The 15,405-nt window shown below is 36.7% G+C and carries 14 protein-coding genes; 12 read left to right on the top strand and 2 right to left on the bottom strand.

The annotated features are described in order from the left end of the window. The first annotated feature begins 521 nt into the window (after positions 1 to 521). From AC27IF_RS12125 to ppiC, 11 genes are all read left to right on the top strand, one after another. On the top strand, positions 522 to 1,157 hold the full coding sequence (locus AC27IF_RS12125; protein ID WP_487054593.1) for a hypothetical protein: 636 nt from the start codon (positions 522 to 524) through the stop codon (positions 1,155 to 1,157). Between the two features lie 147 nt (positions 1,158 to 1,304). Continuing rightward, positions 1,305 to 2,339 carry a hypothetical protein gene (locus AC27IF_RS12120; RefSeq protein ID WP_487054592.1) on the top strand — a complete coding sequence of 345 codons (1,035 nt, stop codon included), beginning with the start codon at positions 1,305 to 1,307 and terminating at the stop codon, positions 2,337 to 2,339. 59 nt (positions 2,340 to 2,398) lie between these two features. Continuing rightward, complete coding sequence (locus AC27IF_RS12115) at positions 2,399 to 3,112, top strand: hypothetical protein (RefSeq protein WP_487054591.1); 714 nt, start codon at positions 2,399 to 2,401, stop codon at positions 3,110 to 3,112. 140 nt (positions 3,113 to 3,252) lie between these two features. Beyond that, positions 3,253 to 3,867: a hypothetical protein gene (locus AC27IF_RS12110; protein ID WP_487054590.1), complete on the top strand. Its 615-nt coding sequence runs from the start codon at positions 3,253 to 3,255 to the stop codon at positions 3,865 to 3,867. A 694-nt stretch (positions 3,868 to 4,561) separates the two neighbouring features. Then, a complete protein-coding gene (rimO, locus tag AC27IF_RS12105; protein WP_487054589.1) occupies positions 4,562 to 6,031 on the top strand; it encodes a 30S ribosomal protein S12 methylthiotransferase RimO in 1,470 nt (489 codons plus the stop codon). A gap of 516 nt (positions 6,032 to 6,547) precedes the next feature. Further along, positions 6,548 to 6,874: a LytTR family transcriptional regulator DNA-binding domain-containing protein gene (locus AC27IF_RS12100; protein ID WP_487054588.1), complete on the top strand. Its 327-nt coding sequence runs from the start codon at positions 6,548 to 6,550 to the stop codon at positions 6,872 to 6,874. Positions 6,875 to 6,897: 23 nt separating this feature from the next. Continuing rightward, the gene (locus AC27IF_RS12095) at positions 6,898 to 8,073 is read left to right on the top strand and encodes a helix-turn-helix domain-containing protein (protein ID WP_487054587.1); all 1,176 of its coding nucleotides are present in this window, start codon (positions 6,898 to 6,900) and stop codon (positions 8,071 to 8,073) included. Between the two features lie 216 nt (positions 8,074 to 8,289). Beyond that, positions 8,290 to 8,775 (top strand): (2Fe-2S)-binding protein, encoded by a 486-nt coding sequence (locus tag AC27IF_RS12090; protein ID WP_487054586.1) that lies wholly within the window; start codon positions 8,290 to 8,292, stop codon positions 8,773 to 8,775. Then, positions 8,765 to 10,942 (top strand): xanthine dehydrogenase family protein molybdopterin-binding subunit, encoded by a 2,178-nt coding sequence (locus AC27IF_RS12085; protein ID WP_487054585.1) that lies wholly within the window; start codon positions 8,765 to 8,767, stop codon positions 10,940 to 10,942. Before AC27IF_RS12090 ends, AC27IF_RS12085 begins: the two co-directional genes overlap by 11 nt. A 288-nt stretch (positions 10,943 to 11,230) precedes the next feature. Beyond that, entirely contained in the window at positions 11,231 to 11,374 is a 144-nt protein-coding gene (locus tag AC27IF_RS12080; protein WP_487054584.1) for an IS3 family transposase, read from the top strand. Between the two features lie 116 nt (positions 11,375 to 11,490). Continuing rightward, the gene (gene ppiC, locus AC27IF_RS12075; RefSeq protein ID WP_487054583.1) at positions 11,491 to 11,769 is read left to right on the top strand and encodes a peptidylprolyl isomerase PpiC; all 279 of its coding nucleotides are present in this window, start codon (positions 11,491 to 11,493) and stop codon (positions 11,767 to 11,769) included. 111 nt (positions 11,770 to 11,880) lie between these two features. Here the strand turns inward: ppiC and AC27IF_RS12070 are convergent, their stop codons facing one another. Further along, positions 11,881 to 12,381 carry a hypothetical protein gene (locus AC27IF_RS12070; RefSeq protein WP_487054582.1) on the bottom strand — a complete coding sequence of 167 codons (501 nt, stop codon included), beginning with the start codon at positions 12,379 to 12,381 and terminating at the stop codon, positions 11,881 to 11,883. Positions 12,382 to 12,615: 234 nt separating this feature from the next. After that, a complete protein-coding gene (locus AC27IF_RS12065; RefSeq protein WP_487054581.1) occupies positions 12,616 to 14,271 on the bottom strand; it encodes an amidohydrolase in 1,656 nt (551 codons plus the stop codon). 421 nt (positions 14,272 to 14,692) lie between these two features. On the opposite strand from AC27IF_RS12065, the gene AC27IF_RS12060 reads away from it, so the two are divergent. Then, positions 14,693 to 15,397 (top strand): substrate-binding periplasmic protein, encoded by a 705-nt coding sequence (locus AC27IF_RS12060; RefSeq protein ID WP_487054580.1) that lies wholly within the window; start codon positions 14,693 to 14,695, stop codon positions 15,395 to 15,397. The last annotated feature ends 8 nt before the right edge of the window (positions 15,398 to 15,405 follow it).

The following is a 15,405-nucleotide window of genomic DNA, read 5'->3' as shown; positions in this document are numbered from 1 at the left end:
CTTGTGTATCACGGTGTGTTCGTCGGCCATTTTTGTGTGCTGCGCTAGCCAGCCGGGCTATTGATAGCTATTTCTCGTTTAGTAAAATTCAAACGCTGACTTACTAATGCCAGCGTTTTCCTTAATAACCTACACATTTTAACAACTCTTCAATGGGACCTATGAACTCCGGCCTCTTATTCATTACGTTACTTTTTTCTTATATCAGAATGCTTGCTGGTTGATATATTTTCCTTCTCCGACAAAGAAAATTGATGTTGGCACTCAAACTTACTACTTTAAAATCAAAAGAAACTCGGTAAAAAAATAATAAAATCAGTGCTTTGGTGTTAAGAAGGTTATCAGAAGGTAATTTTAATATTTTTTATTTAAAGTGTTTGACGTCAAATTGATGACAAGGACCCCTTAAGAATTTACTGATGGGTACAGTTAAAAATTTGATGCAGTAGATGTTTTTGTCAAAAATTGCATCTTATTTAACAAACGATTAATTCACTTTATAAAATAGGAAATTTAATATTATGAGTACTTATACATTAACGGTTAAAAACGAATCTACTAACCCTACAGATATCGCAATATTTCAGGAAGCTCCTGACCTTGGCACTGGCATTAATGTGTTTACCCTTGCTTGGTTCTCCAAGTATACCTATCAAGGAACAACGGCTGTATTTACCTGGAGTATCGACTACAGTGCAATTTGGTCGCGCCCAGGTCAAGTATTAAGACCTGGAGTTGTGTGTAACACTTCTCAAAGTTTACCGGTGGATTTAGCATCGGAAAACACTACAACCTTATCTTACGACGCGCCGAACAATGCGTTTAACTTTGGGCCATTAAGTGAGGGTAATACCGGCAGTATATTTACCAATTGTGATAATAGCGTACCAAACTCAAATACCACTCCATCAGCCGCGGCTGGTGTTGGTATTGCAGTGAGTGGTGCGGGTACTTTTCTGGTCGATACGCAGCCGAACCAAAACACTACCTGGACACCTAAGCCAAAATATTACCTCGTTGCAGGCACATTTAAGCAAGGAGAGATATTGGACGTTCAACAAATCATGAATGCTGGTAAAGCACTGGAAATTCCGTATCAGGGGATTTTGTCTCAAACTGCCACCTTAAATCAAAATAACCAGTTGGTTTTGGGATAGTTACTAGATTTTAAGTAATGTAATTCATTAAAAAATAGACAGTAACATAGTGCCAAATCTGTCGGCACCTTACTTTTTTTTAATACTCTATTTCATTAATGTGCCCCGACTAAGGGGCACATATAACCTAAATTCGAAGGAATGATTATGGACAACAATACCGTTAATCCTCTTAACACACTTGATACTTCGGCACTATTGAATGCGTTACAGCAAAAGAACTTGGTTTATAACTACAATTTTTTATATTTTAGTAACAAAACAACGGCAAGCTCAGGCGCTGTTGATTATCAGCACCCCGATGGTTGGGTATATAAGGACTCTGGTAGCGGTGCTCAAATCAGTGCATATGAACAACACTGCAAAATAGTAACAAGTAACAACTCCAGTTCTGCGATGACATTTAGGCAATCATTACATGAATTTCCAAGGTGGGAGCAAGTGCTTCTGGGTCAGCATGTTAGTGCTAAAGCAGTGATGACACTGAGTAAAAATAGTCAGGTCAGTATCACTTTATCTGATGGTATTAACAGTAATACAGTCAGCTCTACCTCTGATGGTGATATTAAGTTGGATTTGAACCTTCAGGTCGATAATAGTGCTACAGAGTTGTATATCGAAGTTCAAAGCACCTCCAATTCGGCAGTCATTGATATTAGTAAAATATATGCAAACATCGGCACTGTTGCCGTTGAAAGTCTGCCATGTGTAGTTTCTGGCATTATTGGTCAACGAAAACAATATGTTGCTACACAAAACCCACCTGCTGAGGAGTTATCTTTATGCAATGAGGTAGGGGAAGTTGCTAGCAATCAGACTAGGCTTGACTCCGTGCTTAACCAACGCTTTGGTAAAGGTTCAAACAACATGTCATTACTACCCGACATGAGAGGATATTTTAGCCGCTCTTGGGATAATGGCGCTGGGGTAGACACTGATGCTTCTACAAGGGAAATGTTGGGAAATAATCAGCTAAAAGGCGATTATGTAGGGACTTCAGAAAAAGATGCGTTTTTGCAGCACCAACACGAGCTGAGTTTTTCTAACATGCCGATAGTGCAAGGCAGTGCTGGTACAGGAACAGGTTTGAATACGGCAGTTACCTCTAACACCAAGCCAATCGGTGGAACAGAAACAAGGTCTAAAAATATTGCTGAGTTGTATACCATTAAATGGGCCTAAATGAGACCTTTAATGGCTGCAGAATTGCCAGATATTAATTTATTCAATGGATATTGTTAATGGACACTTATAGCTTAAAAGTTACCAACGACTCAGAAAATTCAACTACCTTTGCTATGTATTTGCAGGGGCCGACTCTTTCTGTTGGCAATGCAATATACACCTTGGCTTGGCAGAGTAAATATTGCCCACCGCAAGGTACTGTCAATTTTTCATGGCAACTAAAATACAACGCCTTAATGTCACAACCGGGTGAAAAGTTGGCTGTGGGTGTAGTTTGTGATGTTCGACAAGCTAAAAAGAACAGGGCGTTGGCGATGAAAACTCAAGATGAAGCATCAATGAAGGTGACGTCTTCGCAAATATTTGAGGTTGGCTTAGATGGAATAAACACTTCTACCCTCAGTTATCTTCCTGCTCATAATGCTTTTCAGTTTGGTCTTTGGACAAAGGGCTCTGCTGGCAGCATTTCAACTAATTGTGATTCATCAGTCCCTAATTCGTTAACGACATCGTCAAAGTCTGTTGCTGGTGTGGGCACAGGATTAGATGGCTCTGGAGCTTTTATTGTAGGGGCGCAACCTAACATGAATTTCGTATGGAAGATGGATACACTCAGCTACTACCTAGTTACAGGAGACTACAAAACGGGAGAGATCCTCGATCTTAACGCCATCCAGAATATAGCGCTCAGAGTCAATTATGATCACATACTAAATAACTCAGCGATATTAGATTCGAATAACCAATTGAAACTAACTGATGAGGATTAGAAAGACACTCATCGTAATATTAATAATATTTAGAAGGAGGCTACGTTACATCAATTCTTAAATTCACGATAAACACTTTTATTTTTATATCCGCTCAATAGTTTTTTGTTGGGCATCAACAATGTATCAAAGGAAAGATTATGATTTTATGGGGAAAAGACCACCAAGAAAGAGCTGAAGCTTTAGCTGAAGAATATAATGAAAAGGCTATGGCAGAGGCCAGTTTACCAAGATCAAGTGATGGCATTCAACCAGTTAAATGTTCAGATTCAACGCTCTCTATTTGGGGGCATGGTAATGAAACACAACTTGCGGAAATGTTAGATGTTGAATTAGGCGTGTTAATTCAACACTGGAAGAAGATGAATCCATCGCTTAAGACTGTCGAGCTTATCACATGTAATGCGCAGCATAATTCACAACCTTTAAGTGGGTATGCTAAACGGGTTGCTAAATATGTTGAGCGTGATTATAGCGATATTACAATAAAAGCATTACCAGTTGGGCAATTTTCGGATGATCATTCCATACTTTGGGCTAATGCTCACACTAGAACATTTTGCTATATTACGGCTCCTTCACGAGAGACTTTCAATTATGCCAATGACAAGTTAAGGGCACTTGAACCTGCTTATCATTACGATTTGATTGAGGTAGCGCAGCAAATGGCAAAAGAGCGAGGAAATCCTCCCTATGATTACACGGTGAACTATGGCAGCTTAAATGTGTTAAGAGCTTCATTAGCCACAGTTTAAAAACTTAATATGATGTCGGGATAGTAAATGGTTCTCTGGAACGTGTACATTGACTTAAATGTTTTTAAGTCAATGTTTTAGTTTAATTATTATCTCGTATTTAGGTGACTAACATTGAAATGCTTTTGTATCGAGGATAAGGTCTCTCGAAAGAAAAAATCTGGTTATATTTGAGCGATTTTTTCAGTCTATTTGTCTTTTAAATAGTTATTTTTGATGGGGGAGTATTGAAAAGAGTCGTTAATACCCCATAAAATCGGTATTTTTAGCAAACCTTCCATGTAATATAATTCGTTACAGCAATAATCAAAATGTGTGTTTTTTGCAGGGGAATATTATGTATTATATTTCGAATATATAAATGACGCTGTCTAAAACTGGCTGTTTCAAAAAATGCCTATGCACCAATGCCACTATCAATCCTGTCGACCAGTTATAGGTAATACTCTACAACAGTTTCTTGCGCGGTATTCAATTAACGCGCGTGTGTTGCTGTCATACAAATTCATTAACTACCACACACATTAACATTCCTGTATAATCCCGCGAATTAAACAACTGCCTTATCGCTTATTCCAAATAAAGCCTGAATTGCAATAAAGGCAGTTATATCACCATTTATGACGCTGCTCTTCTCTTGATTAATTAGTAGGTAAAGCGCCAGTTATATAATAAAGAGTAAGTTGAGAGCCTTATGACCGTAGAACAATTCGACCCACAAGCACCTAAGAAGAGTGCTAACTCAAACGAGAGCCAAACAACCACGTTAGACATTCCAGCTAAAATTATTGCAGAGCAACATAACGAGGTTGTTAAAGCAGAAAGTGAATCAGCTCATGTTACGGGAAACGCTGCAAAAGTAGGCTTCGTGAGTCTCGGCTGCCCCAAAAACTTGGTCGATAGTGAACGTATTCTTACCCAATTACGCACCGAAGGTTATGATGTAACCAACAGCTATGCGGATGCAGAAATGGTGATTGTTAATACTTGTGGTTTTATTGATTCAGCCGTTCAAGAGTCATTAGATACTATCGGTGAAGCATTAGCTGAAAATGGCAAGGTATTAGTGACAGGCTGTTTAGGCGCGAAGAAAGATGAAATTATTGAACTGCATCCTAATGTGCTAGGTGTTACTGGTCCTCATGCCTATGATGAAGTGTTAACACAAGTGCATGAGCACGTCGCTAAACCCAAACATAATCCGCATATCGATTTAGTACCTGATCATGGCGTTAAGCTAACGCCTAAGCATTATGCGTATTTAAAAATATCAGAAGGATGTAATCACCGTTGTACGTTCTGCATTATCCCATCAATGCGTGGTGATTTAGACTCTCGCCCTGTAGGTGATGTAATTGGTGAAGCTAAGCGATTAGTGAATGCCGGTGTAAAAGAGTTATTAGTTATCTCGCAAGATACCTCTGCTTATGGTGTTGATGTTAAGCATAAACTTGATTTTTATGAAGGCATGCCAGTAAAAACTCATATGCAGCAGCTTTGTGAAGAATTAGCTAAGCAGGGCGTATGGGTACGTTTGCATTACGTTTATCCTTATCCTCATGTGGATAAAATAATTCCATTGATGGCCGAAGGTAAAATTCTACCGTATTTAGATATCCCGTTTCAGCATGCCAATAAACGTATTCTAAAACTGATGAAACGCCCTGGTAGTTCAGACAGAGTATTAGAGCGTATTAAAAAATGGCGTGAAATTTGTCCAGAGTTAGTGATTCGTTCTACCTTTATTGTCGGCTTTCCGGGTGAAACAGAAGAAGAGTTTGAAGAGTTATTAGATTTTCTTGAGGAAGCACAATTAGACCGTGTTGGCTGTTTTAAATACTCACCGGTTGAAGGAGCAACTGCAAACGAGTTACCGGATCATGTTTCTGATGAGGTAATGGAAGAGCGCTTACAACGCTTTATGGAGGTTCAGGCGAAGATAAGTGCCGATAAGCTTCAAGCACGTATTGGTCAAGAGTACTTAATTTTAGTTGATGAAGTGAACGAGTTAGGCATAGTTGGGCGCTCATATATGGATGCGCCAGAAGTGGATGGCAAAGTATATTTGTCGGATGACTTTGATGCCAAGCCCGGCGATCAACTTTGGGTACAAATCATTCATGCTGATGAACATGATGTTTGGGGTGTAAGGGTTGAAGATTAGTTTTAACATTCTTTAGTTTGCAGATACCTAATCATAAAAGTATCTGCGCTATTTCACGTAAAGCGTTGACTAAGGTGCGGTGCTACATGAAAATCAAACAAGAGCCACAGCACCATGTATTTGAACTTCGGTGGATTCTAAAAAGTAAATCACTTAAAAGCCAGTCACAAATATTATCAATAGTATTTTGCAGTATATTCTTTATTTATTCCGTTATTCATTGTCAATTTTACGTAACCTATATTAATTAAGCACCAGTAGAGTTATTCGAATCATTAAAATGGACGTAACGGAAATATGGTGTATGGTTTATTGCGACGCCTTACACCATTAATTTGGATATTTTTCTTAATATCAAAAATTCATTTCCAGTAGGCTTAGTTACGTTTCTACCCACACATTTTGTTACATCAACTTTGGTAATGCTTGGTTGGTTCGTTTTAATTCGACCCAAAGAAGAGGCCATAGCAAACAGGTGATAACCTTCACGAAACAACTCACATTAAGCCACAAGTTATGGCTGATAATCAAACCCTACAGGTATACACAGGTACACAAAACATTGATATCATCATTAGTGATATTGAGAATATAAGTGCCGCTGGAAATTATATGGAAGTTTATGACGAGAAAAATAATTTTATTATTCGCACCACAATGACTGATCTGGAAAGGAAGCTTCGCCCTCATCAATTTATTCGAATACACGGCTCCCACTTAGTTAATAATGCTAAAGAGAAATTATTTGAACGAGGTGGTTACAAAAACTTATCAAAAGATAATATAGTTGTCGAATCTGCTCGGTTAATTATAGAGATTTTTTTTGAAGCGCAATACATTTAACCATGAAATAGGAATTGTTTGCCATGCCCGAAATACAAATAGAGATATACAAAGTTTTATATTTAGCGTCAATTAGCATTGGCTTATTTCTAGTTTTATCTCTTTTACTAAAAAAAAATAAAACCAATGGTGGGGATATTTTAGCAGTATATTTAATCAGTATGTTGGTTTTACCCTGCCAAGCATATATTGAATTAACGCTGGGTAATATTCCTTTCTTTATAACCGCGGCAACTCACAGTTTCATTATCTTATATAGTCCAATGATTTATCTTTTATTAACTTTTTTAATCAAAAAAAGCCTAAGAATAAATAAAATAAAAATACTGTTGCACTTCATGCCATTTTTGCTGCTATTTTCTGTCAAGATATCTCAAATTCAGTACAATTCAATAATAATTTTAACTTCGATTAGTTTACTGCTTTTCTCATACATGACGGTTAATATTGCTTTAATCGTTAAATATCGACAGCAACTAAAAGTACTCTTAAAGCAATATTCTTACTCTAGCTATTATTGGTTAATATATATTGTTGCGGCATTACAGCTACTGATATTTTTTGATCTAAGTCTGATTACCAACCTAGTTTTGGGTAACAAAATTTCGGCAATATATTGGCATACCTTTATTGTTGGCATATCAATATATTTATTAACAATTTCCGCTTGTTTCATTTATAGCTCATCAATTAACACTCCACTGATTGACGACTTAGCGGCAAACGATTCTCTAAAAGACAAGACTAGTCTATTTAGCTCTGAAGATGATAAAAGCATCTCTGTTGAAGACTGCTCTAAGACTGTTCTTACAAGCAAACAAGATACAAATGAATTAAGTAGCGAACTAGTTAAAGTGCTAAAGAAACAATTAGATGAACTATTTCAAATACAACAGCCTCATTTACACAATGATCTTTCTCTAGCTGATTTAGCCAATTTAATGAATTTAAATACTGCGCATCTTTCAGAGTTACTGAATAAGCATATGGGTGTCAGTTTTTATGTATTTCTTAATAATATGCGTTTTAATACTGCACTTTCGTTAATTAATAATCACGAATGTGAATTATCAATGTTAGATGTTGCTTATCATTCAGGATTTAACAATAAAAACACCTTTTATCGTGTTTTTAAAGAAAAAACAGGAAAAACCCCTAGGCAGCAACGTTTATCTATCATGGCCAGCATTTCGCCATAAAGTTTTATGATGTATCCGCTACCACTGCCACTGTAATCTTTAACTTTTATAAACATACCGATATTAAAGCTACCAGTTAACGATAATCATTAATTTAAATAATCTACTTTCAAAAAATTCACAAATAAACCCACTAATTTTTAGTCATTTTAAGCTAAAGACACTTAATTCACTGGCTAGGTAGTTACTCTATAGGTAACAAATACCGAGGAAGTAATGATGACAAAACTTAGTGTAAATAGAGAAACCCTGTTAATTGACAGCGTAGAAGAAACACCGCTTTTGTGGGTGCTTAGAGATCAATTACAATTAACAGGAACTAAATATGGTTGTGGTATCGGTCAATGTGGCGCTTGTACTGTTTTAGTTGATGGTCAAGCTATCCGTTCTTGTATAACACCAATAAAGTCTATAGAAAATTCTGCAATTACGACCATTGAATATTCAGATTCAAAAATAATTAGTGCCTTACAAGCAGCTTGGAATGAATTAAATGTTCCCCAATGCGGCTATTGTCAATCGGGGCAAATAATGTCTGCGACTTCATTACTCAAAACGATAGCAGTACCTACTAGCAATGATATTGATAATTATATGTCTGGTAATATTTGTCGATGTTCAACATATCAGCGTATTAAAGCAGGTATTAATCTAGCTGCAGAAAAACTATCAAATGAGCAAGGAGAAAATAATGTCCAGTAATAACGCTTCTCATTCACGCAGAAATTTCTTAAAAATGGTATCCACTGGCGCAGCGGTTAGTGCTGCTTATACGCTTGGCATTTACATCCCTAAATCTAACGCATTAACCACTATCACAGAGAATGGTGTTCAAGCAGAGTTTATCCCCAATGCTTTTATCGAAATATTTGCCGATAACTCCATTGTAATCAAAATAAAATACTTAGAGATGGGACAAGGTGCTTATACCGGCTTATCAACCCTCATTGCTGAAGAGTTAGATGCTGATTGGCAACAATTAAAACCAGAACATGCTCCTGCAGATGCAAGTAAATATAGTCAATTTGGTCCAATACAAATGACCGGCGGCAGTGGTGGTATAAGAGCTGCTTATATGCAAATGCGGCAAGCTGGAGCAACCGCTAAAACAATGCTAGTACAAGCAGCCGCTAATTTTTGGCAAGTACCAACAGCCAGTTTAAGTACTAAAAATGGTTATGTAATAAATAATCAATCCAAGAAAATGATTTCATATGGTGAATTAGCGGCTTCCGCAGCAAAGTTAGCCGTACCTGACATTAAAGATATCACTCTAAAAAGTAATAAGGATTTTACTCGTATAGGTAAAAGGCAGCTGAGATTAGATCAGGGAAAAAATAACGGCAAAGCAATATATACTCAAGATATTCAACAAAAAGATATGTTAGTGGCGGTTGTTGCTCACCCACCAAGATTTGGCGCAACCTTAACGTCATTTAATGCAGAGAAAAGTCTCAAAGTTTTAGGGGTTAAAAATGTGTTTTCCATTCCAAGTGGCGTAGCTATTGTAGCTGATAACTTTTGGATAGCTCAACAAGCACGGCAACAACTGAAAGTCGTTTGGGATAATAGTAATTCTGAAAGTTTAAGTAGTGAGTCATTAATGACAAGTTATAAAACACTTGCTGAAACGCAGGGTCTTATAGCACATCAACAAGGAGATATTAAAACGGCATTTAATGAGACAAAAAATGCAATTGACTTAGATTTTGAATTTCCATTTTTAGCACACGCAACCATGGAGCCAATGAATTGTGTAGCTCAAGTAAATAATAACGGCTGTGAAATATGGTGTGGCACACAAATTCAAACAAAAACCCAAGAAAAGGTTGCCAAATTACTCGGTATGTCGCCTAAACAAATAAAGGTTAATACCGTTTTTGCTGGTGGTAGTTTTGGCCGACGAGCTTCACCACATTGTGAATATATTGTTGAAAACATAAATATTGCAAAAAAATTCCCTAAAATGCCTGTGAAGCTAGTATGGACTCGTGAAGATGATATGAAATCAGGTTATTTCCGACCAATGTACTTCCATAAGTTAAAAGCTTCACTTGATGATTCCGGCAATATATCAGCATGGCACCAACGCATTGTTGGTCAATCTATATTAACAGGCAGCAATCTTTTTGAAGAGTATTTTGTGCAAAATGGTATCGACTCTTCATCAGTAGACGGGCTTACCACTATACCTTATAAAATAAATAACACTCAAATAGAACTGCATTCACCAAGCAATAAAATTCCGGTGAATGCATGGCGTTCAGTGGGTCATACTCATACAGCTTACGCTAAAGAAGTGATGATAGATAAACTCGCCCATTTAGCAAAAGAAGATCCTTATGAATTTAGATTAAATAGGCTAGAAGCTACATCAAAAGAGGCGCAAGTATTAACCGCTGTAGCCGAAAAGGGCAATTGGTATAAACCACTACCAAAAAATTGGGGGAAAGGTATAGCGTTACATAAATCTTTCAATACGCATGTTGCTCAGGTAGCTGAAGTATCAATTGACGATAATGGTAATTTTAAAGTAGAGCGAATCGTCTGTGTGGTGCATTGTGGTTTAGCTGTTAACCCTGATGTTATCGAAGCACAAATGCAAGGTGGTATAGGTTTTGGGCTTGGTCCGTTAATAAATAGCGAAATAACAATTAAAGATGGTCAAGTTGTTGAAGAAAACTTTCATCAATACAAAGTCACAAGAATGTCAGATATGCCTAAAATAGAGGTCTATATAATACCTTCTACTGATGATCCTACTGGTGTGGGAGAGCCATCAACATGCGTTGTTGCTCCAGCTGTCGCTAACGCACTGTCAAATATTACGAATAAAGTTTATAAAAAGCTTCCTGTTAATAGTATTTAATCGGTGTTTGGATAACGGCTTCATAACAATGACGAGTATATTTCTAAATGTTGACAAAGTGATTCCTCTAATGGCGGAAGGAAAATTCTACCGTATTTAGATATTCCATTTCAGCATGCCAATTAACGAATATTGAAATTAATGAAACGCCCAGGTATCTCTGACCGAGTAATAGAGCACATTAAAAATGACGTGAAATCTGTCCTGATTTAGTTGCGCAGAACAGTAAAGTTTAACTTTATTAAACAGAATGAAGGCATTTTTCCTGTCAAAAATCAGTGCGAAGTAATGACGGTTAGTCGCAGTGGTATGAAAGAAGATGTTGAAGCTTATATCAGATATTACAATCAGATCAGGCTGCATACATCAAACGGTGACTGCTCTTCAATTGAGTTTGAACAGTCCACAATAAATGTGTCCTATGCTGCTTGACCAGAACACTAATTTTAATGCCGATGATTAACATTATATAACGACAATAAACTTGTATGGAGTCAAGGGTATTCTCACGTATAATGCACAATTACACCTTCATTAAAGAGAAAACTATGTCATCAGCAAGAGCAGTACATATCTTGGTCAAATCGGAAAAACTTGCGCGAGAAATGATAAAACTTTTAGCAAAAGGAGTTCCGTTTGATAAATTGGCAAAGAAGCATTCTATTTGTTCCTCGGCCAAAAAAGGTGGAGATTTAGGAGAGTTTAAAAAAGGGCAAATGGTTAAAGGTTTTGATGACGTTGTGTTTAAAAAACCTATACTGAAAATTCATGGTCCAGTAAAAACAAAATTTGGTTACCATGTGATTAAAACACTATATCGAAATTGACATTTAAATACCCACTACTTACTCTTTCGCTACTAAGTTTTTTATTTAAATAAACTTATTTATATCAATGTGGCACAGTTAATTTTGTACCACATTGTAAGGCACTAATCATTACTGAAAAGTAATGTTACCACCAGTGACTTCAAAATTATTTTGGCCATACTCTGCTGTGCTTGCACAGTTGTTAACAGTACCATCGACTATAATTGTGCTGCCAGGAACTACATTGGCATATTCACCAGTACCAGCAACAATAATTAATGTCTCTTGAACCTCAAACGGCGTCACACCATCTGAGCAATATGCATCACCAGCATATATATTCGTAACAGAGTCACCTGATGTATACAGAACACCGGTACGATCTTTATTGACTAAAACGTGATTCAACGTAAAGTCATCATTGAATAAACCTTTGATGACACCTTTTAATACAATGCGATTTTTATGTCTTTTTGGTGATGTACTCTCTTTCAAAACAAGACGGAAGCGACCTAATTGATCTTTTTCAGTGACAGCCAGTGTTTTGGCAAAGCCTTTTACAACAGTATAATTCCCCGGTACTTCAGCATTAGCAAAACCACAAATAATTCCTAGTGATAATGCAGTCATACTTATTTTTTTTATTATTTTCATTACTATATTCCTTGTAGTATTTAATTATCTTTATTTTTCTAACTAATTTAATGAAACAGCTTGAACCAATAAATTAATCAGCGCACATCATAGCGCTTAAAAAGCTGTAGTGCATTTTATTTATAATTACAGTAACTTTATTCGTGCTTTACCGTGAGTTTCTCCTAAATAATTTAGGAGAAACAGGGGGAAGGAATATCTTTTTTTAAGTTATTTTCGGTAAATTTCTTTACCATTTACCCAAGTTTGTAATACCTGGTTTTTCCATAACTCAGTTTCTTCTATCATAAAATAATTGTCTTTTAATATAATAAAATCAGCTTTTTTACCTTCCGATATACTACCAATTAAATGCTCTTGGTGCCCAGCGTATGCAGCGTCATGAGTGAAGGTTCTAAAAGCCTCGATACGTGTCATTTTTTCGTTCGCAAACCATCCGCCATTTGGGGTATTGTTTTTATCTTGTCGAGTGATGGATGCATGCAATCCAAAAAATGGATTAGGTGATTCAACCGGAAAATCTGATCCTGCAGCGATAATAGCATTGGCATTGAGTAATTTGCGCCAAGCATAAGCACCTAATATACGTTCATTACCAATTCTATCTACGGCCATGTTTTTATCACTCGTAGCATGTGTAGCTTGCATCGAGGCAATAATTTCTAGCTCGCCAAAACGCGGAATATCTTGTAGGCGCAGCACTTGTGCATGCTCTATACGATGACGTAATAATTTAGTGTCAGTGTCTTTAATCAAGTTTTGATAAAGGTCTAAAACGATTTTATTCGCGTTATCACCAATGGCATGTGTATTTACTTGAAAACCTGCGTTCATCGCAGTTTTAATATAGTTCTTTAATGCCAGATCATCATGTAATAATAGCCCTTTATGTCCGGCATGATCTGAATATTCTTCAATCATGGCAGCACCTCGACTTCCTAAAGCTCCATCGGCTTGAATTTTCACACTATTGAAGTTCAGCATGTTATTTTTAGTTTGGAAAGTACCTGCTGTTAGGATATCTTCCCAACCTGATGAAGGTAAATACAGCATGGCATTGATACGAATCGGCATGTTGTTTTCTTGACTTAACTCACGATAAGCTTGAAGGTTTAAATTATCAATTCCGGCATCATGGACACTGGTTAAGCCAAGGCTAGCTAAAGAGTTCATTGCTTTTAGCAGAATTTTCTTTTGCTGCGCTATTGTTAAAGGAGTTATGTTGTCAGTTATTAACTCCATGGCATTATCAATAAAAATGCCTGTTGGCTGTCCTGTATCATCACGAATAATTTCGCCGCCAATGGGGGATTTGGTGGTTTTAGTTATGCCAGCTAGTGCCATGGCTTTGCTATTTGCCCAGCCCGCATGTCCATCAATGCGCGTTAACCATACAGGTGTATTAGGAAAGAATTTATCTAAAGCTTTAGCACTAGGAAAAGATTTATCAAGCCAAAGAACCTGATTCCAACCTCCACCAGTAATCCAGCTCTCTATTTCATTTTGTTTTGCATAAGTTAAGGTTCGTTTAATGGCATCTTCTTGAGAAGTAGCTCCCGCTAAATCAACTTTCATCAAGCGTTGACCATAACTAAGTACATGGCCATGAGCGTCAATTAAACCTGGCAATAACGTGGCACCTTTACCATCGATAATTTTCCAGTCATTGTGCTGTGGAATTTTCATGCCTTGAGCAAATAATTTATCAATTTTATCATCTGTAAATTGCACGGCGGTAAACTGGCGTAACTTACCTTTCTCGAGGGTATAACCTTGAACGTTTTTAATTAAGGTAGTTTGAGCAAATGCCACTGATGAAGCGAAATACAATGTTATTCCCAGTAGCAAGGCTTTGGTTTTATTCATAAACTAACACTTTTAAAGGGTGGTGAATTTATACTAACACGAACAATTGAAATTGGTAGTGGACTTACTATTAAGGAGTTTACTAACAAAATTTGAGCTTTTACGAAAAGCTAGACTAAAGGAGAGCTTGAAATGTTTACAGTGTCTATCGTCGTTACTCATACTGATATAACGCAATTTACTAGAAGATGAACTACTATTTTGATATTAACCTAATAGGCTTGATTAACTTTAAGATAAATATAAGTCGTTACATTCGAGGTTAGGTCATGTTCAACAATGTAAGACTCAAAATTAACAATTATGTCCATAAATCTCGATTTGGATTTATTTGTATTTTACTGTTTTGTATAACAATTCAAAAATCTTATGCCTGTACTTTGAATATGGCGGTATCAAGTAACTTTCCCCTTATCATGTCATGAAAAGTGACGGTGGTTGGGGAGGTGTGAGTGTTGAATTAGCACGAGCCCTAGTAGAAAAAGCGGGTTGTGATTTAATCATTACCAGTATTCCTTGGGGAAGAGCGATCACTTTACTAAGTCAGGGGAAAGTACAGTTAGTCTCTAATTTTACTATGAATGCAGAGCGCGCAACTTTCACTGAATTTTTAGGGCCTCATCATATAGAAAAAGTTGCCTTTATTGCCAAATCTACCTTAAGTCAAAACATAACTGATGTTAGACAACTCAGCCAGTTTAATGGTGTTATTGCTATTACTCGCGGCAATGAATTTGGCGATGAGTTTGACAAGTTGGTAAGGAGTAACCCACAAGTAAATATAAACCTGATTTCAATTAGAAGTAATATAGATAGATATTCACTTTTGTTACGTGGCCGGATAGATGCGATGTTTGATGATGAACATTCAGCTAAATATTTACTTTTTAACGCTAATAAAGAAGGAGAGCGCTTTAATATACCTTTTGTTTTAAATGGAAACCCAGTGTACTTTGGTTTCAGCCAAGTTTCAGTCTCTACTGAATTACGAGTAAAACTAAATAGTAGTTGGCTTGAATTACTGTCTGGAAATGTAATCACTAAAATTTATGAAAAATACGGATTACAATTCGATAAACAAGAGTTGTATCATTATAAAAAACAGCTACTGAGTACTCGTGATTAAAGGTTTAA

Source organism: Colwellia sp. KS18-150 (assembly GCF_057551365.1).
Note: the sequence above shows the minus strand (reverse complement) of the source record. Positions and strands in the feature narration are given on the sequence as shown.

What these genes read in the sequence shown, in the direction of transcription:
- AC27IF_RS12090 (WP_487054586.1), top strand. Translation starts at nt 8,290, where the DNA reads ATGATGACAAAACTTAGTGTAAATAGAGAAACCCTGTTAATTGACAGC.
- AC27IF_RS12110 (WP_487054590.1), top strand. Translation starts at nt 3,253, where the DNA reads ATGATTTTATGGGGAAAAGACCACCAAGAAAGAGCTGAAGCTTTAGCT.
- AC27IF_RS12080 (WP_487054584.1), top strand. Translation starts at nt 11,231, where the DNA reads ATGACGGTTAGTCGCAGTGGTATGAAAGAAGATGTTGAAGCTTATATC.
- AC27IF_RS12115 (WP_487054591.1), top strand. Translation starts at nt 2,399, where the DNA reads ATGGACACTTATAGCTTAAAAGTTACCAACGACTCAGAAAATTCAACT.
- ppiC (WP_487054583.1), top strand. Translation starts at nt 11,491, where the DNA reads ATGTCATCAGCAAGAGCAGTACATATCTTGGTCAAATCGGAAAAACTT.
- AC27IF_RS12100 (WP_487054588.1), top strand. Translation starts at nt 6,548, where the DNA reads ATGGCTGATAATCAAACCCTACAGGTATACACAGGTACACAAAACATT.
- rimO (WP_487054589.1), top strand. Translation starts at nt 4,562, where the DNA reads ATGACCGTAGAACAATTCGACCCACAAGCACCTAAGAAGAGTGCTAAC.
- AC27IF_RS12085 (WP_487054585.1), top strand. Translation starts at nt 8,765, where the DNA reads ATGTCCAGTAATAACGCTTCTCATTCACGCAGAAATTTCTTAAAAATG.
- AC27IF_RS12120 (WP_487054592.1), top strand. Translation starts at nt 1,305, where the DNA reads ATGGACAACAATACCGTTAATCCTCTTAACACACTTGATACTTCGGCA.
- AC27IF_RS12125 (WP_487054593.1), top strand. Translation starts at nt 522, where the DNA reads ATGAGTACTTATACATTAACGGTTAAAAACGAATCTACTAACCCTACA.
- AC27IF_RS12060 (WP_487054580.1), top strand. Translation starts at nt 14,693, where the DNA reads ATGAAAAGTGACGGTGGTTGGGGAGGTGTGAGTGTTGAATTAGCACGA.
- AC27IF_RS12070 (WP_487054582.1), bottom strand. Translation starts at nt 12,381, where the DNA reads ATGACTGCATTATCACTAGGAATTATTTGTGGTTTTGCTAATGCTGAA.
- AC27IF_RS12095 (WP_487054587.1), top strand. Translation starts at nt 6,898, where the DNA reads ATGCCCGAAATACAAATAGAGATATACAAAGTTTTATATTTAGCGTCA.
- AC27IF_RS12065 (WP_487054581.1), bottom strand. Translation starts at nt 14,271, where the DNA reads ATGAATAAAACCAAAGCCTTGCTACTGGGAATAACATTGTATTTCGCT.